The organism is Brevibacillus laterosporus, from assembly GCF_030489605.1.
Lineage (GTDB): Bacteria > Bacillota > Bacilli > Brevibacillales > Brevibacillaceae > Brevibacillus_B > Brevibacillus_B laterosporus_E.
The window spans coordinates 170,177-193,449 of record NZ_JAUKFY010000007.1 but is presented as its reverse complement, the minus strand read 5'-3'; the positions used below and the strand labels follow the sequence as shown (position 1 = coordinate 193,449).

Annotated in this window: 21 protein-coding genes; 19 read left to right on the top strand and 2 right to left on the bottom strand. The window is 42.3% G+C overall.

The window, feature by feature from the left end; genetic code table 11:
* Positions 1–127 precede the first annotated feature (127 nt).
* The 4 genes from QZ995_RS10410 to rpoZ are packed head-to-tail and all read left to right on the top strand — an operon-like array spanning position 128 to position 2,129.
* Positions 128–1,006: a YicC/YloC family endoribonuclease gene (locus QZ995_RS10410; RefSeq protein WP_301806359.1), complete on the top strand. Its 879-nt coding sequence runs from the start codon at positions 128–130 to the stop codon at positions 1,004–1,006.
* An 18-nt stretch (positions 1,007–1,024) separates the two neighbouring features.
* Positions 1,025–1,285 carry an extracellular matrix/biofilm regulator RemA gene (gene remA / locus QZ995_RS10405; RefSeq protein WP_003336768.1) on the top strand — a complete coding sequence of 87 codons (261 nt, stop codon included), beginning with the start codon at positions 1,025–1,027 and terminating at the stop codon, positions 1,283–1,285.
* Complete coding sequence (gene gmk, locus QZ995_RS10400; protein ID WP_301806355.1) at positions 1,278–1,922, top strand: guanylate kinase; 645 nt, start codon at positions 1,278–1,280, stop codon at positions 1,920–1,922. The genes remA and gmk overlap by 8 nt, the downstream gene beginning before the upstream one ends.
* 3 nt (positions 1,923–1,925) lie before the next feature.
* A complete protein-coding gene (rpoZ, locus tag QZ995_RS10395) occupies positions 1,926–2,129 on the top strand; it encodes a DNA-directed RNA polymerase subunit omega (protein WP_031413545.1) in 204 nt (67 codons plus the stop codon).
* Between the two features lie 163 nt (positions 2,130–2,292).
* On the opposite strand, the gene QZ995_RS10390 is transcribed toward rpoZ, so the two are convergent.
* On the bottom strand, positions 2,293–2,709 hold the full coding sequence (locus QZ995_RS10390; protein WP_301806350.1) for a jacalin-like lectin: 417 nt from the start codon (positions 2,707–2,709) through the stop codon (positions 2,293–2,295).
* Between the two features lie 199 nt (positions 2,710–2,908).
* On the opposite strand from QZ995_RS10390, the gene QZ995_RS10385 reads away from it, so the two are divergent.
* The 15 genes from QZ995_RS10385 (at position 2,909) to QZ995_RS10315 (ending at position 20,136) form a co-directional block, all read left to right on the top strand.
* Positions 2,909–4,072, top strand: a complete 1,164-nt coding sequence (locus QZ995_RS10385) for a hypothetical protein (protein WP_301806349.1) — start codon at positions 2,909–2,911, stop codon at positions 4,070–4,072.
* 308 nt (positions 4,073–4,380) lie between these two features.
* Entirely contained in the window at positions 4,381–5,637 is a 1,257-nt protein-coding gene (gene coaBC, locus QZ995_RS10380) for a bifunctional phosphopantothenoylcysteine decarboxylase/phosphopantothenate--cysteine ligase CoaBC (protein WP_301806347.1), read from the top strand.
* Positions 5,638–5,643: 6 nt separating this feature from the next.
* Positions 5,644–8,124, top strand: coding sequence for a primosomal protein N' (gene priA / locus QZ995_RS10375; RefSeq protein WP_301806344.1), 2,481 nt, complete (start codon positions 5,644–5,646; stop codon positions 8,122–8,124).
* Positions 8,125–8,173: 49 nt separating this feature from the next.
* Positions 8,174–8,653 (top strand): peptide deformylase, encoded by a 480-nt coding sequence (gene def, locus QZ995_RS10370; protein WP_031413549.1) that lies wholly within the window; start codon positions 8,174–8,176, stop codon positions 8,651–8,653.
* Positions 8,654–8,657: 4 nt separating this feature from the next.
* Positions 8,658–9,611, top strand: a complete 954-nt coding sequence (gene fmt, locus QZ995_RS10365; RefSeq protein WP_301806338.1) for a methionyl-tRNA formyltransferase — start codon at positions 8,658–8,660, stop codon at positions 9,609–9,611.
* 4 nt (positions 9,612–9,615) lie between these two features.
* Positions 9,616–10,977 (top strand): 16S rRNA (cytosine(967)-C(5))-methyltransferase RsmB, encoded by a 1,362-nt coding sequence (gene rsmB / locus QZ995_RS10360; RefSeq protein WP_301806336.1) that lies wholly within the window; start codon positions 9,616–9,618, stop codon positions 10,975–10,977.
* A gap of 194 nt (positions 10,978–11,171) precedes the next feature.
* Positions 11,172–12,242 (top strand): 23S rRNA (adenine(2503)-C(2))-methyltransferase RlmN, encoded by a 1,071-nt coding sequence (gene rlmN, locus QZ995_RS10355; protein ID WP_301806333.1) that lies wholly within the window; start codon positions 11,172–11,174, stop codon positions 12,240–12,242.
* Positions 12,243–12,248: 6 nt separating this feature from the next.
* Positions 12,249–13,037 (top strand): Stp1/IreP family PP2C-type Ser/Thr phosphatase, encoded by a 789-nt coding sequence (locus tag QZ995_RS10350; protein ID WP_064018694.1) that lies wholly within the window; start codon positions 12,249–12,251, stop codon positions 13,035–13,037.
* Positions 13,019–15,031, top strand: a complete 2,013-nt coding sequence (gene pknB, locus QZ995_RS10345; RefSeq protein WP_301806329.1) for a Stk1 family PASTA domain-containing Ser/Thr kinase — start codon at positions 13,019–13,021, stop codon at positions 15,029–15,031. The genes QZ995_RS10350 and pknB overlap by 19 nt, the downstream gene beginning before the upstream one ends.
* 18 nt (positions 15,032–15,049) lie before the next feature.
* Positions 15,050–15,949 (top strand): ribosome small subunit-dependent GTPase A, encoded by a 900-nt coding sequence (rsgA, locus tag QZ995_RS10340; protein ID WP_301806326.1) that lies wholly within the window; start codon positions 15,050–15,052, stop codon positions 15,947–15,949.
* Positions 15,943–16,590, top strand: coding sequence for a ribulose-phosphate 3-epimerase (rpe, locus tag QZ995_RS10335; RefSeq protein ID WP_301806324.1), 648 nt, complete (start codon positions 15,943–15,945; stop codon positions 16,588–16,590). Before rsgA ends, rpe begins: the two co-directional genes overlap by 7 nt.
* Positions 16,591–16,825: 235 nt before the next feature.
* Positions 16,826–17,239, top strand: a complete 414-nt coding sequence (locus QZ995_RS10330; RefSeq protein WP_301806321.1) for a YjdF family protein — start codon at positions 16,826–16,828, stop codon at positions 17,237–17,239.
* 642 nt (positions 17,240–17,881) lie between these two features.
* Positions 17,882–18,694 carry a transporter substrate-binding domain-containing protein gene (locus QZ995_RS10325; RefSeq protein ID WP_301806318.1) on the top strand — a complete coding sequence of 271 codons (813 nt, stop codon included), beginning with the start codon at positions 17,882–17,884 and terminating at the stop codon, positions 18,692–18,694.
* 67 nt (positions 18,695–18,761) lie between these two features.
* Complete coding sequence (locus QZ995_RS10320; RefSeq protein WP_301806472.1) at positions 18,762–19,421, top strand: amino acid ABC transporter permease; 660 nt, start codon at positions 18,762–18,764, stop codon at positions 19,419–19,421.
* A complete protein-coding gene (locus QZ995_RS10315; RefSeq protein ID WP_301806315.1) occupies positions 19,414–20,136 on the top strand; it encodes an amino acid ABC transporter ATP-binding protein in 723 nt (240 codons plus the stop codon). The genes QZ995_RS10320 and QZ995_RS10315 overlap by 8 nt, the downstream gene beginning before the upstream one ends.
* Before the next feature lie 276 nt (positions 20,137–20,412).
* Here the strand turns inward: QZ995_RS10315 and ppsA are convergent, their stop codons facing one another.
* Positions 20,413–23,043 carry a phosphoenolpyruvate synthase gene (ppsA, locus tag QZ995_RS10310; RefSeq protein ID WP_301806312.1) on the bottom strand — a complete coding sequence of 877 codons (2,631 nt, stop codon included), beginning with the start codon at positions 23,041–23,043 and terminating at the stop codon, positions 20,413–20,415.
* Positions 23,044–23,273: the final 230 nt, after the last annotated feature.

The following is a 23,273-nucleotide window of genomic DNA, read 5'->3' as shown; positions in this document are numbered from 1 at the left end:
CAGTGTAGCATACAGGGAAGCTCAACCCAAGTAGGAACAGGAATTTTGTAACGGGGAGTCAAGTTGACACTAGACTGTATTCTCTCCTATAATAAATTAACGATTTTATGTCTGTGGGTGGAACCAGATGATTTCTATGACAGGCTACGGCCGAAAAGAAATAGAACGTGGATCTATGCGTTTAACCGTGGAAATGCGTGCGGTTAATCATCGTTTTTGTGAGATTATTGTTCGGTTGCCAAAAATCTGGACCATGTATGAGGAACGAGTGAAAAAGCGGATTGCAACGAAAGTGCGCCGTGGGCGAGTGGATGTCACCGTCTCGCTAGAAGCCGTTCGGGACGAGTCTTCCGAGGTTCAGGTTGATTGGAGTACAGCGCAATTTTATGTTACGGCGGCCAATCAGTTAGTGGAGCGCTTCGGTTTGCCCGAGACCCTTCATGTGAAAGATCTGATGCGTATGCCTGGTGTATTGATTGAAGCCAGTGTACCCGAGCTTTCTGACGAAGAGGTAGAACAACTGTTAGATGAGGCTACAGATGCTGCTTTAGCAGAGCTCTATGTTATGAAGAGTACCGAGGGGAATCTCTTGCAGCTTGATCTGATCCGACGCCTCGAATACATTAAGTCAACGACCCACACTTTGCAGGATATGGCTCCTGAAGTAAGAGAGCAGTATCGCAATCGCTTGAAAAATCGCCTTGATGAAATTATGGAAGATCACATGCTAGATGAATCTAAAATCTTTCAAGAGGTGGCATTGTTTGCTGAAAAGGCTGATATCTCCGAAGAAATTACGCGTTTGTTAAGTCATTGTGAGCAATTTTTGGAACATATACATAGCTCGGAGATAATTGGACGCAAATTGGACTTTCTATTGCAGGAAATGAACAGAGAGGCTAATACAATCGCGTCAAAAGCGAATCATTTACAGATTCAGCGCTTGGCAGTTGAAGTGAAGACCGAACTGGAAAAAATGAGAGAACAAGTGCAGAACGTTGAGTGAGGAAGGGTGCCAATCTCTATGGGGATTAAGTTGATAAATATCGGGTTTGGAAATATCGTGAATGCAAGCCGCATTATTTCGATTGTAAGTCCTGAATCCGCACCAATTAAACGAATTATCCAAGAAGCAAGGGATCGCAACATGCTTGTTGATGCTACGTACGGACGTAGAACGCGTGCTGTGATTATCACAGATAGTGACCATGTCATTTTATCAGCGGTACAACCAGAAACGGTTGCCCAACGTCTAACCAATAAAGATGACGAGTCTGATGAATAAGGTAGGAGTTGAAACAAAGATTATGGATAAGGACCACGGCCTTCTGTTAGTTTTGTCGGGGCCATCTGGAGTGGGTAAAGGAACGGTTTGTAAAGCGCTTAGAGAATACATGCCGCAACTTATCTACTCCGTATCTGCGACAACCAGACAACCGCGTGTGAACGAAGTGGATGGGGTAAACTATTTCTTTAAAGAAAAAGAAGAGTTTAAGCGTATGATTAAAGAAGATGAGCTTCTCGAATGGGCAGAGTATGTTGGTAACTACTATGGAACGCCCAGACGTTTTGTAGAGGACACACTCGCTACCGGACGAGATGTCATTCTGGAAATTGAAGTGCAAGGAGCCATGCAGGTAAAAGAAAAATTCCCGCAAGGCATTTTCTTATTCTTAGCACCGCCTGATCTGGAAGAGTTACAAAACCGCATTGTTGGACGTGGTACGGAAACGGAAGAATCCATTAAGAATCGGATGGCGATGGCGCGTACTGAGATTGAGATGATGGATCATTATGATTATGTTGTCGTTAATGATGAAATCTCACATGCATGTGAAAAGATTAAATCCATTGTAACAGCCGAGCATTTGAAAAAAGATCGTCAGGTTCATAAATTTTTGAAATGGCTTAAGGAGGTATAATACATGTTATATCCATCGATTGATAAACTTGTAGACAAAGTAGGTAGTAAATATACATTGGTGACACTCGCTTCCAAGCGTGCACGTCAGCTTCGTGAAGACAATGATATGCAGGTAGAAAAACCTTTCTCGAAAAAATTTGTTGGGCAATCGTTAGAGGAAATCATCTCAGACAAATTACCGTACGAGACTCCAGCAGTAAAATAATCCGAAGAAAAAGGAATAGGTACAGGCGCGTTTTAGACCGACAAGCTCTCTTTATGTTCGTTTCATAAAGGGAGCTTATTGTTTTTGACGACTTGTAACCATAAGAATTGGTTAGTATGAAAAAAAACGTTATCAAGCGAATGATAACGTTAAAAAATGTATGTTAGACTGTAGGTATAAAAAAGCCTATCGCATCAAGTTCACTAGCAGATCTTCCAAAGAAGCCACTTATATGTGCGGCGTCAATCTCAAAGGGACTGCCCCCATCCCCGCCGTAAGGACCGTACGTACGTTTATTTGTCGTAAAGGTAAGTTGATCTACCCGCCTGTCAGTACGCCCGGTAATTTGGATGATATACTCATCATTTTCAAAGAAAACAATATTATGAGAGCCTCCGTATCCTCCATGGAAACCTTGTGGGGTTCTTCTTCCGTCTGAATACTCATAAACCCCCTGAATAGCATCGATTCTACTGCCATGACGGATATAGAAGCCTGCTAGTCTTTTCACGTTAGTGAGATCATCACTGAAGGGACTGCCGCCATCGCCGCCGAATTGTGTAGATTTTCTCCACGACATACCTAATCACTCCTTTGGAAAATGAACTTTTGTTCAATTTTAATATAATCCAATAAATGTAATTTATTCATAAAATTTCCGTCTTTATGAATTACGGACTATTTTACTGTTATTTTTACAAGCGATCTGTAACCTTTTTGCTTTTTCTGTGACTAATCTAAGATACAAAAATTCGCAACAGAAATCAGGAGGATACAAAATGAATACTTTTCATAGGTTTACAGCCACGGTAGCAATAATTAGTCTATTATCAGCGATGCCGCCGCTAGAGGCTGTTGATGCAAAGGAAAATGTCGTCACGCAGAAGGTGGGAATGGACAAGTACACCAAGATCGCAAGTCAATGGCAGGAAAAAATAGCACTTATGTTTCCAAAGGTAAAGGACTATCACAAGGTGAACCTGCAAAATTATGAGTGGAGTGATTTGATAACGGTGACGCTGAGTAAAAATGGTCCGGGCACGCCCTCTCTCTCGATAGAAATCAATAAGGAAACGAATCAACTTTATAGATTTAGGCTTATGGAACCTGCTGGAGTGGATAGGGAAGGAGATTATCGATATAAAACATCTGCTGGAGACAAAAAGGTTATTACAGATGAGCAAGCAAAAGAGAAAACAACTACATTGCTGCAGAATTTGTACGGAGCGAAAGCGAAAAACTATCAGATCATTTCAATTTGGCGCGAACCTGATCACGATGCTCCGGGTAAAACGCGTCCACCTATTGTTAATGTGAAATCCCCTATCGAGGGTAATGGGAAAATGGCTACGTACGCGTCTATTACCTTTGCGGACGATGGAGGTATCGGTGCATATCGGATTGAAACGAAACCAACAACCTTTGATAAGTGGTACGGTGCAGAACTGAATACACGTGAAATGCAGGATGATATCCTTTCTCAGCCTGCCCAGGTTACCTATGATAAAGTAATAGCTACTTTGTCTCATTTTAAAAAATTTCCACTTAAGAATGTTACGTATGAATATCATAACCAAACTTTTAACGTGACTCTAAAACATGCACAAGATCAAGGTTGGGGTTCACTTAACGTTGCTACCATTGCTATCAAAAAGAATGGTCAATTGAAATTGTTAAATTATCCGACGTTATCCGATAAAATCCCTGCTCCAGATATCGCTAAGCAAAAAGCGATTCAATTTCTCCAAAGCTTTTACAAAGAGAAGGCGCAAGCGTATAAAATCCAAGAGATTATGGACTGGACCTACAGCGGTAAGAATTACGATAATCAAAAAGGAAGTATGATTCAATTCTCTCTTCCAGATAAGCAAGATGCGATACAAATAGGGGTTAATGGTAACGGTGACATTTTTACAATTTATGTGAATGAAGGTACTAAATAATATAGATAAACAAATGAAAAGCCCTTGCTGCCATGCAGGGGCTTTTTGTGATTAATCTTGGAGGAGCAGGTTAATGATAGGGAATGAAATGGCTCCATGATGGTGGAGAAGGGATTGTACCAAATGGGGCAATTTTGAGACCAAAATAGGCAAAAGAGGTTACAAAAAGCTATAAAAAATATATACTCGAAAGCAGAGAAAGCCAATATAACAATAAAATTTATATGATAACTGCAATGAATGCAAAACGCTCAACCACTTTTTGAAGGTTGTTTTTTTGCGTAGGTTGGCGTGAAAGGAGCTGTACCATGAGTATCTTACAACATAAAGAGATTGTTCTGGGTGTGTCCGGTGGAATTGCCGCCTATAAAGCAGCAGCCTTAACAAGTAAATTGACACAGGCAGGAGCCAGAGTAAACGTCGTGTTGACGGCTAATGCTTGTAAGTTTGTACAACCAATTACGTTTGAGGCATTATCGCATCGACCTGTTTATACAGACACGTTCAAAGAACCCGTCCCAGGAGTCATCTCTCATATAGATGTCGCGGATCGAGCTGACTTGGTCATACTCGCCCCTGCCACAGCTAACATTATCGGGAAATATGCAAACGGAATAGCTGATGATATGTTATCTACCATGTTATTGGCTACGACTGCTCCTGTAATGGTAGCACCGGCTATGAATGTAAATATGTATAATCATCCTGCTGTACAAGCCAACATGCAGCGTTTACTCTCCTATGGAGTAACCATGGTAGAGCCGAATGAAGGCATGCTGGCTTGTGGTTGGGTTGGCAAAGGACGCTTAGCCGAGCCTGAAGAAATTGTAGAAGCGGCTATTCGCTTTTTTGAACAGAAAGAGACTGCTGCGAAATCATTACATTCAGCACCACAACAGGACCTGCAAGGCAAAAAAATCGTTGTGACAGCAGGACCTACTCGTGAAAAAATTGATCCAGTACGTTATATTTCAAATTATTCGAGCGGGAAGATGGGCTATGCGATTGCAGAAGCAGCGCGTGACCGTGGAGCGGATGTTACGTTAATCAGCGGACCTACAGCGCTTTCCATCCCTGCTGGAGTGACTTTTGTACCAGTCGAGTCTGTCCAAGAGATGCTGGATGCAGTCCTTGAGGTTTATCCGCAGGCCGATGTTGTGATCAAGTCAGCTGCTGTATCTGATTATCGCCCGGAACAAGTGAATGCCCATAAGGTCAAGAAAACACAGAGTGAGGACTTTTCGCTTTCGTTAGTAAAAGCTCCAGATATTCTTCGGACGTTAGGAGAACAGAAAACCCACCAGATGCTAGTCGGCTTCGCAGCGGAAACGCAGGAGGTTGAGAAGCACGCACTAGATAAAATGCGCCGTAAAAATTTGGATATCATTGTAGCGAATGATGTGTTGCAGGAAGGGGCAGGTATGGGTGTTGATACGAATATTGTAACCATCTATCAACAGGATCTAGCACCGATTCGTCTCGATAAAATGAGTAAGCGGGACGTAGCAGAGCGACTTATAGATGTAATTAAGCAGAATCTGCAAGTAGCGGTTCAAGAGGCGTGATGCCGCATGAATAATCATCAAATCAGAGCAAAAGTCATTGTAGATGTCCCAGCAACTCGGACCAATCGACCGTATGACTATGCTGTTCCCCTGTGGTTACAGCCGTTGGTAGCGGTAGGAAGTCGTGTTGTTGTACCGTTTGGACCTCGTAAGGTTCAAGGGTATGTCATCGGATTGATACAAGGACAAGAGGCCGATCATGACCCTGATGGCCCTGGCATGATCAAAATAAAAGAAATAGAAAAGGTATTAGACGATGTTCCTCCACTCTCCCTTGAATTAATTCAATTGGCGGAATGGATGAGTCATCGTTATTTATCCCCGCTTACTATGTCCATTGCAGCGATGTTACCTGCTGTTTTAAAAGGTAAAACAGAAAAATGGTACATGCTTGCAGATGAAGTGGATGAAGACATGGCAGAAAAACATCCGTTGCTGCGCTATTTGCTGCATCAAGGAAGCCTGCTGCAAACAGAAGCGGACAAGCAATTCCCTGCGGATAGCAAACAAATACCCAAATGGATTAAAAATGGATTAATTGTTAGTGAATATCAGGTGAAAAATCGGCTTACCCATAAAAAGCTAGCACATATACAGCTTGCAATAGATGAGGTACGAGCATGGGAGCTTATAGAGAACATGCCAAAGCGCTCCTATCGCATGCGGCATGTACTTGAGTTTTTGTTGAACCAGCAGAAGGGACAAGGACAGCAGGCATCATACCCAGTCAAGGATGTAATCGAAAAGCTATCTATTACTCGTTCCACACTTACAACGATGCAACAAAAAGGCTGGATAGAGATAGAGCAGAAAGAAGTAGGGAGAGATCCTTACGCCAATCGTACTTTTTCCCCTCCGCCAAAGCATATATTGACACGGGAGCAACAACATAATTTAGCGGCTATTTTGCGTTCCATTGAGCAAGAAGAATATCATTCCTTCCTGCTACATGGCGTCACGGGTAGCGGTAAGACAGAAGTGTATATGGAAGCAATTGAACATACGTTAGCGAAGGGCCGAGAAGCTATCTTTTTAGTGCCTGAAATTTCACTGACGCCTCAGATGGTAGAGAGGATTAAGGGGCGTTTTGGTGATAATGTAGCTGTATTACATAGTGCGTTGTCACAAGGCGAGCGCTATGATGAGTGGCGCAAAATTTTGCGGCAGCAGGTACAGGTAGTAGTCGGAGCCCGTTCGGCTATCTTTGCTCCGTTTCGTAATCTGGGCCTGATCATCATGGATGAGGAGCATGAGGGCTCTTATAAACAGGAGGAGACTCCAAGATACCATGCTAGGGATGTGGCGTTATGGCGAGCACAGATGAATAAAGGTGTGTTTATCATGGGTAGTGCCACACCCGCTTTGGAAACTTATGCGCTGGCAACGCGTGGACGTTATGATTTGTTATCAATGAAGTCTCGGGTAGGGAACAGACCGCTTCCTAAAGTGCATGTGGTGGATATGCGAGAAGAGATGCGCGAGCAAAATCGATCCATGTTTAGCAGGAGCCTACATCAAATGATTGCGGATCGGCTTCAAAAACAGGAGCAGATTGTTATTTTTTTGAATCGTAGAGGCTTCTCTACTTTTGTCATGTGCCGCTCCTGTGGCTATACGTTAGCTTGCCCGCATTGCGATATCTCACTTACTTATCATCGAACAAATCATACGGCTCGCTGTCATTATTGTGGTTATACCATTTCCCAGCCAAGGCATTGTCCTGAATGCCAAAGTGATCACATTCGTTTTTTTGGCACAGGGACACAGAAGGTCGAGGAAGAGTTGGCTAAATTATTTCCCGGTGTTCGCGTTATTCGGATGGATGTGGATACTACCTCCAAAAAAGGAGCGCACGAGGCGCTTTTGACCAAATTTCGGACTGGTCAGGGTGATATTTTATTAGGCACACAAATGATAGCAAAGGGTCTTGATTTTCCACGTGTTACGCTTGTAGGAGTAATTGCTGCCGATACATCCTTACATCTGCCGGATTTTCGGGCAGCAGAAAAAACCTTTCAGCTTCTCACCCAGGTAGGGGGGCGAGCCGGTCGGCATGAGCTTTCTGGTAATGTAGTCGTACAAACCTATACACCTGAGCATTACAGCATCCAGCATGCAACTCGTCACGATTATGAAGCCTTTTATGAAGCTGAGATGATTCACCGTAAAAAGAAGGGTTATCCCCCATTTTATCGCTTAGTATTGATCACATTTTCCCATGAGGATGTTCCTATGGTAATTCGGGCTGCGGAACAGTATGCTGCTTATTTACGGCCGCGGCTGGCGCAGACAACCGTAGTTCTGGGGCCTGTGGCCTCACCGATTGCCCGGATCAAAGATAGATTTAGGTTTCAGATCATGTTAAAATATCGTGATGAACCGAAAATATTTGATCTGTTGGCGCAAACTACGCTACATTTTGATGATTGGATGAAACAAAACAAAGTGTTGTCCACGATAGATGTCGACCCACAGATGCTACTCTAATCAGATCAAATGCAATTTATGCTGGATATAGATAAAGGAGGCCTTTTTTATGGCAATTCGCAACATCGTAAACCATCCTGATCCTATTTTAAGAGAAAAAGCAATACAGGTAACCAAATTTAACAGTAATCTGCACAAATTGCTTGATGATATGAAAGATACAATGTATGCAGCAAACGGGGTGGGGATTGCGGCTCCGCAGGTAGGGATTTCGAAACGCGTATTCGTGATGGATTGCGGCGATTTCTATGTAGAAGCGATCAACCCTGAAATCATTGAGTTTAGTGGCGAGCAATTTGACAATTATCCAGAAGGGTGCCTAAGTATTCCAGGTCTACATGGTGATGTTCGCCGTCATATGGTGGTTAAAATGCGTGCACAAGACCGTGACGGTAATTTCTATGAGCTGGAAGTAGACGACTTGGAAGCTCGTTGCATTCAGCATGAACTGGATCATTTGAACGGTGTTTTATTTATTGACATCGCTGAAAAAGTATATCCTGCAACAGAGGGCAAGGAAGGGGTTTAGAGTCTTGAAAGATACTCGTATTCTTTTTATGGGAACCCCTGATTTTGCGACACAAAGCTTGGAAGCCCTGATCACGAATGGTTATCAGGTTGTAGGCGTTGTCACACAACCGGATCGTCCGGTCGGCCGCAAACGCGTGCTGACCCCTCCTCCGGTGAAAGAGCTGGCGCTTCGTTACGAGTTGCCTGTTTATCAGCCGGAAAAAATTAGGGAGAGTGAAGCTGTTCAGAGCGTGTTGGATGCTACTCGTCCCGATTTGATTGTAACAGCAGCTTACGGTCAAATTTTACCTGTCTCTTTATTAGAAGCCCCTAAACATGGGTGCATTAATATACATGCATCCTTATTGCCAAAATATCGCGGCGGCGCTCCCATTCACGCCAGCATTATTAATGGCGAGAAAGAGACAGGGGTTACCATTATGTATATGGTACAAGCGCTGGATGCAGGTGACATGATCTCGAAGGTGATTGTACCGATTGAAGAACGCGATACAGCGGCTAGCATGTTTGAAAAGTTAGCGACAGCCGGAGCAGACTTATTGATTGAAACGTTGCCAAAACTATTGAAGGGCGAGATCACACCGGAGCCTCAAAACCATGAGGAAGCTACCTTTGCGCCTAATATTAAACGTGAGAATGAGCGACTAGATTGGAATAAATCAGCTCGGGACATATATAATCAGGTGCGTGGTATGAACTCATGGCCTGTTGCCTTTACTACTTTTGAAGGCAAAGTGTGGAAAATTTGGTGGGCCGAAGTAGTCGAGCTAGGTGGCCAACTGGCTGCACCTGGAACTATCATCGACCGAACCGAGGATGGTCTCATCATTGCTTGTGGAACAGGAAGTATTATCTTGAAAGAAATCCAACCAGAGGGCAAAAAGCGTATGAGCGTGTACGATTACTTACGCGGTGCAGGCGCTTCAATTGCTTCAGGTTCGAAAGTAGGAGAATAAATTCGTGTCAAAAACGAGAAGTACAACAGCGCGGGAAGTAGCCCTAGATGTTCTGGTGCGAGTAGAAGAAAATCAGTCCTACAGCAACCTAGAATTGAAATACGCTTTAGATGAAGCAGGGCTTTCCAAAGCAGATGTAGGATTGGTGACGGAGCTTGTTTATGGAACAATTCAACGTAAAATGACGTTAGATGAAGTCATTGGTCAATTTGTAAAGGGTGGTACAAAAAAACTTCAGGGCTGGGTTCTGCAATTATTACGGATGAGCCTGTATCAGGTTCGTTTCTTGGACCGTGTCCCCGATCGAGCAGCCGTACATGAAGCAGTTGAAATTGCCAAAAAGCGCGGACACAAGGGGATTTCCTCATTGGTCAACGGTGTTTTGCGCAATATTCTTCGCCAACCAGAGGCATGGGACAAACTACCTAAAGGCATAACAAAGCAAATTGCGGTCACAGAGTCACATCCAGAGTGGCTGGTCAAACGCTGGATTAAACAATATGGTGAGGAAACCACCAGGGCGATCTGTCACAGCAATAATCAGCCTCCTATGCCAAGCATTCGAGTAAATCGTTTGCGAACAACTGCTGATGCGTTGTTGCAACAAATGAAGGAAGCATTCCCAGAGGCTGCAAAATCTGAGCTAACGCCAGATGCTCTTTTGCTGCAAAGTGGACATGCAGCAGGCTCTTCTTGGTTTCAGGAAGGATTTTGCACCATTCAGGACGAAAGCTCTATGCTAGTGGCCCCTGCCCTGCACCTTACTCCAAACCTACGCGTTCTGGATGCTTGTGCGGCACCAGGAGGGAAAACAACGCATATGGCAGAGTTGATGGGCAATCAGGGGGAGATTCTTGCTTGCGATGTGCATCCTCATAAACGCGAGCTGATTGAACAAAATGCGAAACGTCTAGGCATTACGATTATCGTAACAATGGTTGCGGATGCGGCTGATTTATTAGACCGTAACGTGGGTCAATTTGATCGAATTTTACTAGATGCTCCTTGCAGCGGATTTGGTGTCATTCGCCGTAAGCCTGACCTGAAATGGAATAAAACAGCAGAGGATATAAAAGCGATCTCTGAGATTCAATATGATTTGCTGGAGCGCGTTGCTCCTTTACTAAAGCCAGATGGGTACCTTGTTTATAGTACATGCACTATCGATTCTCAGGAAAATCAAGAGATTGTGGAGCGTTTTATTGCTCAGCACCCAGAGTTTGAGCTGGATAAATCATTGACAGAAGACTTGCCTATAGGCCTGACTGAAAAGGTTGATGCTTCAAAGGGCTATGTGCAGATTTTGCCACACCACTTTGCTAGCGATGGGTTCTTTATTGCCAGAATAAAGCGTGTATGTAAATAATAACGAACTGGTTTACCAGGCTGTATCAGGTGGCAGAAATCAGATCTCTTTGTGAAAAAAAAGTCAAGTGGAAATCTGCAATTGCGGCTTTCCACTTTTCCTTTTCCGTCACAAAGGGTACAATGAGTGAATGGGGTTTGTTTCTCACTCCCAAATCCAATGTAGTTACGACTAGTAAAAAGGTGAATCTTACAATGAACATTACGTCATTTACAGACAATAAACCCTTAATCTATAGCTTGCGTCTTGATGAAATGAAACAATGGCTGGAAGAGAACGGGGAAAAAGCATTTCGAGCTGCACAGATTTTTGATTGGTTATATGTGAAACGTGTAACAGCATTTGAAGAGATGAGCAACCTGTCGAAGGCCTTGCGTGATAAATTAAATGAGGAGTTTCGTATCAACGCCTTAACCGAAATTACACGCCAGGAATCAGCGGATGGAACAATCAAGTTTTTATTCCAATTGATAGATGGACACGCCATTGAAACAGTAATCATGCGCCACAATTACGGAAATAGCGTGTGTGTTACAACACAGGTAGGCTGTCGCATTGGCTGTACGTTCTGCGCATCGACACTGGGTGGCTTAAAGCGAAATCTGGATGCCGGTGAAATTGTGGCTCAGGTATTGCAGGCCCAACGTGCCCTAGATGCAGATGAAGGACGTGTAAGTCATGTGGTTGTAATGGGGATTGGCGAACCATTTGAGAATTTTGAACCACTATTATCCTTCTTGAACATCATTAATGACAACCGTGGATTAAATATTGGTCAACGACATATTACGGTTTCCACCAGCGGAATCGTACCTAAGATTTATGAATTTGCTGAGCGCGGAGGTCAGGTGAATCTGGCTATTTCCCTTCATGCCCCTAACACAGAGCTAAGAACCAAGCTAATGCCGATCAATCGCGGCTTCCCATTGGAAAAATTAATGGAGGCTTGCCGTCATTATATAGCTAAAACGGGGCGTCGTATCTCCTTTGAGTACGGTTTGTTTGGTGGACAGAACGACCAGCCGCATCATGCGGAAGAATTAGCCGAGTTAATTGGTGATATGCTTTGCCACGTTAACCTAATACCTGTGAACTACGTGCCAGAGCGCGATTATGTTCGCACGGCTAGAAATGATATTTTCACCTTTAAACGCATTTTAGACGATCGCGGTATAAACGTCACAATTCGACGAGAGCACGGCAGTGATATTGCGGCTGCTTGCGGTCAATTGCGTGCGCAACACGCGAAAGAAACGGCAGGGTGATAAAGTATGGAAATAGCGATGAAATCGCATGTGGGATGCGTCCGACAAGTTAACGAGGATTTTTATGCCTGCGCAGTTGACCTGGCTGGACGTGTACTTGCAGTTGTCGCAGATGGCATGGGCGGTCATCAAGCTGGCGATGTTGCGAGCAAAATGGCGGTTGAACGCATTTTAAAAGAAATGAAAAAAGTTGAACATAACATGGCTCCTTTAGAAGAGCGAGAATTATTGATGGATGCTTTACTTCTTGCTAATCAAGAGGTATATGAGTATGCCGAGGCACATCCAGAGTGTAACGGGATGGGAACCACAGTCGTTGCTACACTAGTAGGAAATGATGCCGGCGTCACAGCACACATTGGTGATAGTCGCTTGTATATTTATAAGGAAAATGAGCTAATTCAGCATACAGAGGACCATTCGCTTGTACAGGAATTGTTAAAAAGCGGACAAATCAATCAAATGGAGGCGTCCCTGCATCCGCAGCGCAATGTCCTGATGAGAGCTCTAGGTACGGAGGATCATGTTCGAATTGATCTGGGACAGTTTGAGTGGTCAGATGGCGAGGTTGTGCTGCTTTGCTCAGACGGATTATCCAACAAAGTACCAGAAGATATCATAGAGGAATGGTTAGCTAAACCAATACCTTTGCAGCAAAGCGTGGACGCACTCGTTCAATATGCACTTGATGCAGGGGGAGAAGATAATATTACTTGTGTGGCCATACGTAATAAAAAGAAGCCTTCGCAAGTCTGTGAGAAAGAGGGGGGAGGAGAATGCAAGGTCAACGACTAGGTGGGCGCTATCAACTTGAGGAAGTGATTGGTGGCGGCGGAATGGCTATTGTTTACAAAGCCAGAGATCTTGTATTAAATCGAATCGTTGCCGTCAAATTGCTAAGACCCCAATTTGGCACGGACGAAGACTTTGTAGAGAGATTTCGCAGAGAAGCGCAAGCGGTAGCAAGTCTTTCGCATCATAATATCGTCAATGTTTATGATGTTGGGCAAGACGATGATATTCATTATATGGTGATGGAATATATCGAAGGCTCAACCTTAAAGGAGATTATTACAGCTCAAGGCGGCATGCTGATGAGTGAGGCGGTTCGAATCGCGATGCAGGTGTGTGACGCACTAGATCACGCCCATCAAAACCAGATCATTCATCGGGATATTAAGCCGCACAATATCATGATTGGAACGAATGGTCGTGTGAAGGTAACGGATTTTGGGATTGCCCGTGCGGTTACGTCACAGACGATTACACAGACGGGTTCGGTACTTGGCTCAGTCCATTATTTTTCTCCTGAACAAGCTCGCGGGGGAATCACGGCAGAGAAATCCGACATTTATTCTCTCGGAATTGTACTGTATGAGATGGTTACTGGCACGTTGCCATTTTCAGGAGATTCTCCCATTACTGTAGCGCTTAAGCATTTACAGGACCCATTGCCTGAGCCGCGTAAATTAAATCCAGCTATCCCACAAAGCTTGGAGAATGTTATTATTCGTGCTTTGGCTAAGGATCCATTCCAGCGCTACAAGTCTGCACGGGAAATGTATGAGGACTTGGAAACGTGCTTGTCAACAGAAAGACGTCATGAACCAAAGCTTACGTTTGCAAGTGATATAGATGATGAAGAAACACGGGTCATTTCAGCAATCACGCCAGATATGCTGGAGAAAAATAAACAAGATAGCTATCAACCGAGAACCTATCCTACCCGCACTCCTCAAAAGGCGGCAAGCACAGAGGAGCAATATAGAGACGAGGAGGAAGAGGAGGAGGAGAACTTGGCTAACAAGAAAAAGGGGATCTGGTGGAAGAGAAGCCTTCTTTGGTCTGGTATCGCTGTTTTATTCGTTGTTTTGGCTATTTTTGGTTTTAACCTTGCTATGAAGTTGCTCACTGTTCCAGAAACAGATGTACCTAATGTGATTGGAATGACGAGAGAGCAAGCAGATACGGCCCTGAAAAATGCAGGATTAAGTGCTACGTTTGAAGAGGCCTTTAATGCCGAAGACAAGGGTAAGGTTTTTGAACAAGATCCAGCGGCAACAAGGCGGGTTAAAGAAAATAGCACGGTAATTGTAATGATCAGTAAAGGAAAACAATTACTACCGACTCCAGATTACATTGGTATGTCTCAACAGGAAGCAGAGCAAAAAGCCCGTTTAGCTAACTTTAAGGAAGTAAAGATTGTTAAACAAGAAAGCAATGATGTTCCAGCCGGACAGGTCATGAATCAAGATCCAGTGCCAAATGTTAATCTTGCTTTTGTAGATACTGTTATGACCTTAACGGTTAGTGAAGGAAAAAAACGGACAAAAGTACCAAATGATTTAGTAGGTAATCACTGGGATTTAGCTAAAGCTTCTCTCAACAATGTAAAGCTAAAAGAAGGAGAATTAATACAGCAAGGTTCTTATGAATACCGTGAAAGAGGTATTGTCCTTTCCACAAATCCTCCTGCTAATACTGTAGTCGAAGAAGGTACAAAGGTTAACATGGTAATAAGCAATGGAAAATGGCCTTCTGATGCCAAGATTGTAAGTGTTCCTGTTCATGTTGAGCATGATCCTGTCGAAGTACCTTCCGCAACCATTGAAATCGTTGTAAATGATGCTCGTAAAACGGAACAAAAGCCCATCCATCAATCTATATCAGAAAGCGCTGATTTCAACGTGGAAGTAATCTTATCGCCAGAGACGAATGGAAAAATCGAGGTTAAAAAGAATGGCGAAACAATCAATACCATAGATGTTGATTATCAATCGTATCCGTAAAACGCTGGAGGTACATGCATGCCAGAAGGGCGAATTGTAAAAGCATTAAGTGGATTTTATTACGTGGCCGACCAAGCGAATCCAGAACGAATCGTCCAATGTCGAGCTCGTGGCTTGTTTAAAAAGAAAGGGGCCAAGATTACCCCTTTAGTTGGTGATTGGGTCGTATTTGAGGCGCCAAATGATCGAGATGGATATGTGATGGAGATAGAAGAGCGAACAAGCGAGCTGGTTCGCCCTTCTATTGCCAATGTTGATTTAGCTGTCTTAGTGTTCTCTGCTAAGGAGCCTGATATGAGTCCGTTATTGTTGGATAAATTCCTTGTACATACGGAGCATGCTGGCATTGATGCGATTATTGTAATTACGAAGGCAGATTTATTGGAAGAGGAAGAATGCAGCAGGCTTGTAGCGGAATATGAAAAGGTGGGATATCGAGTGATTCCCACCTCCATTCTTGATCAGCGCGGTGTAGAACAAGTACGTGAAGAGCTGATTGGAAAGCTAGCGGTCTTTGCCGGACAATCAGGAGTAGGGAAATCATCTCTGCTGAATGCTATTTTTCCAGGAATCAGCCTACAAACGGGAGAAGTCAGCCAAAAGCTAGGACGTGGTCGGCACACTACTCGCCACGTAGAGCTGCTTCCATTGAAGGAAGGTGGCTATGTCGCCGATACACCTGGATTTAGTTCATTAGATTTTATAAATATGACCGAGCTAGATTTGGCACAAGCATTCCGTGATTTTGAGCAGCGAAGCGATGAGTGTAAGTTCCGGGGATGTTTGCATATAACGGAACCAAGCTGTGCAGTTCAAGCTGCTTTGCAAGCTGGTGAAATCGTTGAACATCGTTATAAACATTATCTGCAGTTCATGGAAGAGTTGAGAGAATACCTGAGGAGGAACAAACAATGGTAAAAATCGCACCATCTATTCTATCAGCTGATTTTGCTCGCTTAGGAGAAGAAATTAAAGATGTAGAACGTGGAGGCGCTGACTGGATTCATGTAGACGTAATGGATGGCCATTTTGTCCCCAATATTACAATAGGTCCCTTGATCGTCGATGCAATCCGTCCAGTCACGCAACTTCCTTTGGACGTACATCTGATGATTGAAGAACCGGATCGCTATATCGCTCAATTTGCTAAAAGTGGCGCAGATTACATCACGGTTCATCAGGAAGCTTGCCGCCATTTACATCGGACTATTCATCACATTAAAGAACAAGGTGTAAAGGCAGGGGTTGTTTTAAATCCAGCTACTCCAATTAGCACGATCGAGCATGTGCTTAAGGATTTGGATCTGGTGTTATTGATGACGGTAAACCCAGGCTTTGGCGGTCAAAAATTTATACATAGCGTATTACCTAAAATACGTGATCTACGTGATTTATTAAATAAACGTGGCCTATCCCATATTGATATTGAAATTGATGGCGGGGTAAATGCTCAAACAGCTCGCCTGTGTGAAGATGCTGGAGCGACTGTACTTGTCGCAGGTTCTGCTGTTTATAATCAAACAGATCGAGCAAAGGCGATTGCTGAGATTCGCGGCTAACAAAAAAGGATGACTCTCTCATTTAATTCAAAGAGAGCATCCTTTTTTTATGACTATCTCTGTGAGTTCTTGGATTCGTTTAAGACTATAGGTAAAAAAGAATGAAAAGAGTATGTAAATTACATGAAATTACTATATAATAAATGATTATCGTCTTATAGTTTTAGGAAAGTGAGGTTAAGGAATGAGAGTAACGAACCGATGAGGATCCGCATTATTTTTAGGAGGCTTGTTTATGAAGCTTACGGTATTGTATGATGGCCAATTTTGGATAGGTATCACCGAGTATGAAGAGAAAAGCAAATTGAAAGCAGCGAGAAATGTGTTTGGGTCAGAACCAAAGGATGCAGAAATATTGGAATTTGTACAAAGCAATTTACTGGATTTATTGGACAGAGGCTCAGTTTCCTCCGTTTCAGCACTTGATAAGAAAGAACGTAGGATAAATCCAAAGCGCATAATTCGAAATGCCAGAAAAGAAATGAATAGTCGAGGAGTCTCAACAAAAGCAGCACAAGCTATTCAGCAAGATTTAGAAAAACGGAAAAAAGAAAAAAAGGTTCTCTCCAAGGAACGAAAAGAAGAAATTGCTGCTTATAAAAGAGAGGTGGCAAGACGGAAGGCTAAAGCGAAGCATCGCGGACACTGACTCAAGGTAGGATAACATACTCATTCTAAAGGTGAAAGGAGAGTTAGGGGCACAAGGGCATTATAGTTGTATATACAATTTATTATGAAAAAGAAGTTAAAAAAATTATGGATTCAAGATACAAATTGGAACTGTTTTTGGACAGGGTCTTTTTTTATCCTGAATAAGGGATCAGACTAAATAGTATCTCAATCGGAATACTAATTATAGTTAAAGATTGATTACAGTGTGAATCAATATTAGTAATGCGTACCTTGAAGATTAAAGGTGCGCATTTTTATCTTTACATCATATTTGTCTTTGGCGACCTAATAAAGAACAGATATTCATGCATAAAAAGTGCATAAAAGCCGAAAAAATGTATAAATACTGATGTTCAGCAGGTTATAAAGGTGAATATATGTGAATAGACGATCAGTTTTGATGCACACTATACAAAGATTTTGTTTGAAGCCGAGCTGGTAGGACAAGGATTATGCTTAGATACACATTGCATTTTTATTAAGTTTTAAAAAATATTATTAAATTTTACTTTCTTATTTTTATACGTATGGTATTATAAATATAAGTTTTCAGTGTTTCGTAAATAATTGGATTACATACATCGTAGATCATCGGTGTTTCATACAGGAGGGTATTATTATGAGAAAATCTACAAAATCATTTGCAGCTCTTGCCTTATCTACTTTATTATCTGTTTCCTTATTAACAGGCTGTGGTTCTGCTAGTCAGGACAGTGGAAATGCAGCTAACAAAAACACAGATCAAGCAGCAGCTAAAACCTTAACGATGTTCACGTCAGCGGATTACTATCCGTATGAATTCCATGAAACAAAGGATGGCAATGATCAAATTGTAGGTATGGACATCGATATTGCTACTTATATTGCAAAGGAACTTGGCTATGAATTAAAAGTAGTCGATACAGACTTTAATGGTCTGGTTCCTGCTCTTCAATCAAAACGAGCAGACTTCGTCATGGCGGGGATGTCCACTTCACCTGAGCGTAAGAAGAATGTAGATTTCTCCAATAATTATTATGAAGCAAAAAATACATTAGTGAGCAAAAAAGACTCGCCTATTACCAAGCCAGAACAGCTATCAGGCAAACGGCTAGCCGTTCAAATTGGCTCAATGCAAGAAAAGGCTGCTCAAGTGATTGCGAAAGAGATTAATGGGGTTGAGGTGGTTTCCTTAAATAAAATGGGGGAAATCATTCAAGAGGTAGTTACGGGCCGATCTGCGGCGGCTGTTGTAGAAAATACCATCGCACAAGGCTTCTTGGAGAAAAACCCTGGTTTGCAATCAACGGTTATGACAACAAATAATACAGAAGGTTACGCAATTGCTTTCCCGAAAGGATCAGAACATGTGGAAAAGTTTAATGAAATCTTGAAAAAGATGGAAGAAAACGGTGAAATGGACAAACTGATTAAAAAGTGGCTGGGACAATAATCCCAGTCTGCTTTTTTTACAGGGCAAGATGATGAAGCAGAGGTGAACATAAAACATGAATACAAGCATACCAATCGATTTTTCATTGCTTACACCACATATACCCTACATGCTGGAGGGTATGGGGATTACCTTACAATTTACGGTTTTATCGGTTTTTTTCGGATTTATACTGGGCACAATCTTAACCCTATGCAAAATATCCAATAGCAAATTCTTACAGGTATTTGCTGCTTTTTATACAAGCATTTTTCGTGGTACACCATTGCTGGTTCAGCTCTTACTGATTTATTATGCAATCCCGCAATTAACGGATTATCAGATTCCAGCTCTATTTGCTGGGGTTCTCGCTTTTAGCTTGAATTCTGCTGCCTATTTGTCAGAGACCATGCGCGCTGGAATTTTGGCTGTAGACAAGGGGCAGTGGGAAGCAGCTAAGGCATTAGGGGTTCCCTACGCTCGAATGATGAAGGATATTATTTTTCCTCAGGCGATTCGCAACATTTTACCTGCCATTATGAATGAATTTATTACCTTACTTAAGGATTCATCCCTAGTATCCGTTATTGGAGTGGCGGAAATTTTGCGCCGTGCAGATGTCGTCAAGGGTCAATTGTATATTTATTTTGAGCCTTTAGTGTTTGCAGGCTTACAGTACTATATTTTGGTTATGATTTTAACGCTACTGTCTACATGGCTAGAACGGAGGCTGCGTCGTAATGGTTAAAATTGAAAATTTGCATAAAGCATACGGGAAACTGGAGGTTCTGAAAGGAATCAGTACGAGCATTAAAAAAGGAGATGTAGTTGCCATTATTGGGCCATCAGGTTCAGGGAAATCTACATTCTTGCGTTGCATGAATTTGCTGGAGGAGCCTACAAAGGGACAGGTAATGATCAACGGGATGGATATTACCAACTCGAAGGGAAACATTCAAGAGATTCGGCAGAAAGTGGGAATGGTGTTCCAGCATTTTCATTTGTTCCCGCATATGACGGTGCTGCAAAACCTGACCTACGCACCAATAAAGGTAAAAAAACTAACGAAGGCGGTTGCGGAAAAAAAGGGCATGGAGCTTTTGGAACGCGTTGGGCTGGCTGATAAGGCAGGTGTCTATCCGAGCAGCTTATCAGGTGGGCAAAAGCAACGTGTTGCGATTGCGCGAGCCTTAGCAATGGAACCAGAGATTATGCTCTTTGATGAGCCTACGTCTGCTCTTGATCCAGAAATGGTCAAAGAGGTATTAGAAGTCATGAAAAGTCTGGCGCACTCTGGTATGACAATGGCGATTGTTACACATGAAATGGGCTTTGCTCGTGAAGTGGCAGATCGTGTACTGTTTTTGGATGGCGGGTTGTTAATTGAGGACGCCTCCCCGCAGGAGTTTTTCACAAATCCAACAAGTGAACGTGCACGACAGTTTTTGGAAAAAGTATTATAGAAATTCGAAAATAAGAGCAGTGTAAAAAAGGTGTCGTCCCTATTGGACAGCACCTTTTTACATGTCCGAACTCATTTTTATTCAATTCTGTGTTGAGGCAATGGCAGTATTGAGAGTAGTGATTTTTGATGGAAAGTTTTTTGTATTCCGAGATATCGTCAGTATGCGTATGATTAGGAACAAATAGAATGAAGAGGAATTAGCGGTCGAGGAAAAAGAGCATGAAATCGTAGTGTTTAAGATTCTACAAAAATTCAATGGTTTAGGTGTAATGAATTATAGTATTTCTATATAACCTTCTGTTCCATTTACTCGGATACGTTGCCCATCTTTTATCAGCTTGGTGGCATTTTCTACCCCGACAATTGCTGGTAAACCATATTCGCGCGCGATAACTGCTCCATGCGTCATTAATCCACCTACCTCAGTAACTAGCGCTTTTATAGATACAAACAATGGTGTCCAGCTAGGATCGGTAAAGGCTGTAACCAATATATCTCCCTCTTTTAAATCCGCATTTTCCATATTTAAGATGACACGTGCTCTTCCTTCGATAACACCGGAAGAAACTGGTAGACCTGCAATAGCATTAGATGGGAGATGTTCCCGTTTGTATTCACCTACAATGATTTCTCCATCGGACGTGATAACACGCGGGGGAGTCAGTTTTTCATATAATTTGTACATCTCTTTTTGTTTGATGATGAGCTGGTAATCTAATTTGCGTGTAGCTACCACTTCTCGAAGTTCTTTAAAAGTGAGATAGTATATATCTTCTTTTTCACGAATAATATTGGCTTGTACAAGCTGTTCGGCTTCTTTTAATAGAGCCTGTTTATAAACGAAATAGCGATTAATCATGCTATATTTTGGATATTCGCGATAACCGATGAAATTTCGGATCAGACTGATCATACGTTTCGTCTTTTTGGCTTTTCTTTTCCCGCCAGGCAGCTGTTTCAATCGGTCTAATAATTCTTGTTCTTTTTTCAAAGCTTCTTGTCGTCCTTGCTCAAATTTTCGCTTACTAGCACCAGGCTCAAAATTTTTGATGTTACTGAGAATCATCGGGACGAGTGCAGTTGGTTTCTCATTCCAACGAGGTTTGGTAATATCGATTTCACCAGTACACCGCATGCCATATTTGTTGAGATATGCATAGATAGCGGCTTGGGCTTCCTTTCCGCCTTCGAACTTTACCAGTTCATCTAGAAAGTTGTCATCTTTTACATTTTGTAAATAATCAATTACTTCAGGATAAGGACGAATCACGTCGGCGACATCTAATAGTGCCAAACCCATTTCCGAAGTAACATTGTTTGGGACCGATAGGGAAAGAGTGTCTGCTACGTTTTTTTCACCAAGCCATTTCTTCAAATTTTTATTGATCCAAGATGAAGCAAACACAGCAACCATAATCGCACCCAAACCTTGTGGGTTATATAGCGTCTTCTTTAATTGCTGGTAATCTTCTGAAATAAAATCAAATAAATCCAATCCTGATTTCGTTTTGATTTTTTGCTTTAACTCTACTATCGATGCTTCACTATTTTTTATCAAACCATGAATGATTGTTGGATCGTTTTGGAGGTAGACCTTCATGAATTGTATCAGAAATCTCCAAGAGAACCCTTCAGTACTTTTACGCAGACTCAGTCCTTTTTTACTATTTGGTAATGATTTTATAAAATCTTCTCGCTCTACTATTGTCATAAGTGCATCTTTTATGAGCGGATCGGATTGTCCCATCGCCTTTAATAAAATCTTTCTACTAACAGGTGAAGCAAGAATATGTGTGTGATCGATAAACATTCTCCCGCCTGCGTGTCGCAACGGTTGATCAGCTCTTAATAAATGAAAGAGAGACATTCCTAGTGGTTTGATCGGTTCCGTCATCATCTGTACATGGCCTACTGAAACATAAACGTGATTCTCATTATCATCCGCTTCTGGAATGGGGTATAAAGTAGTGATGGGTCGACTTTGAACGATATAAAATGTATCATCAACCAAACACCATTCGATATCTTGCGGGCAAGCAAAATAAGCTTCTACCTGTTTTCCTATGCGTGCTAGTTGCAAAATTTGTTGGTCAGTAAGTGTTTGGCTTTTTTGCTGATTGGGTTCTATCTGCTGTGTTTCTGAGCCTCCTTCTTTTACGGCATAGATTGCTAGTTTTTTGGTTGCAATCATTTTATCGATGATCTTTTCTTCTCGCACCTTATAGCAATCGGCGGACACTAAGCCGGAGACAAGTGCCTCACCCAGTCCAAAGCCAGCATCGATCGACAGCACCTTTCTGTTTGAGGTAACTGGATCAGCTGTAAATAGTATTCCGGAAGCTTGCGGAAAAATCATCCTTTGAATAACAACAGACAGATAAACCTTGTGATGGTCAAATCCGTTTTGCATTCGATAAATCACAGCGCGATCAGTAAACAGTGAAGCCCAGCACTTACTAATATGTTGTAAAATTGCATCTTTTCCTTTGATGTTTAGATAGGTATCGTGTTGACCAGCAAAAGAGGCAAATGGAAGATCCTCGGCTGTAGCACTTGAACGAACAGAATATGCATGTTCGAAGCCAAAAGTTAAGAGACATCGATCGATATCTTCTTCGATCGCCTTCTCGATCTCGATCCCCTCAATCAGCTCACGAATCTTCCTGCTAATTTTACTAATTTTTTCTCGTTCGTCCACTTTTTGAACTGCTAGTTGATCCAGTAATAGATGAAGCTCCTCATTTTTCCCAATGACTCTTTTATATGCCTCAGTGGTAACACAAAATCCCTCTGGTACAAGTATTCCTTCAATCCTCGAACATTCGCCCAAATTCATCCCTTTGCCACCGACCGCCATTTGTTTCGTTTTATCGATCTCCCGAAACTCAAGTACATATGGTTTCATTTCTTTCCCTCCCATTTATCGCTGAATTCCAAGATGAATCATATGACAAAAATTGTTCATTTGATCAACCAATTACGCTGTCCAATCGTTCTTGCTCCTGGTTGAAGTTCCATGCTCATATCAAGCACTCCTTTAAAAAATAAAAATGGGGGTTGACTGAAAAGAATTTTGTGATGTATAATTAAAATAGGGATATTTAACACAAAATACATTATGGTGTATCTATATAA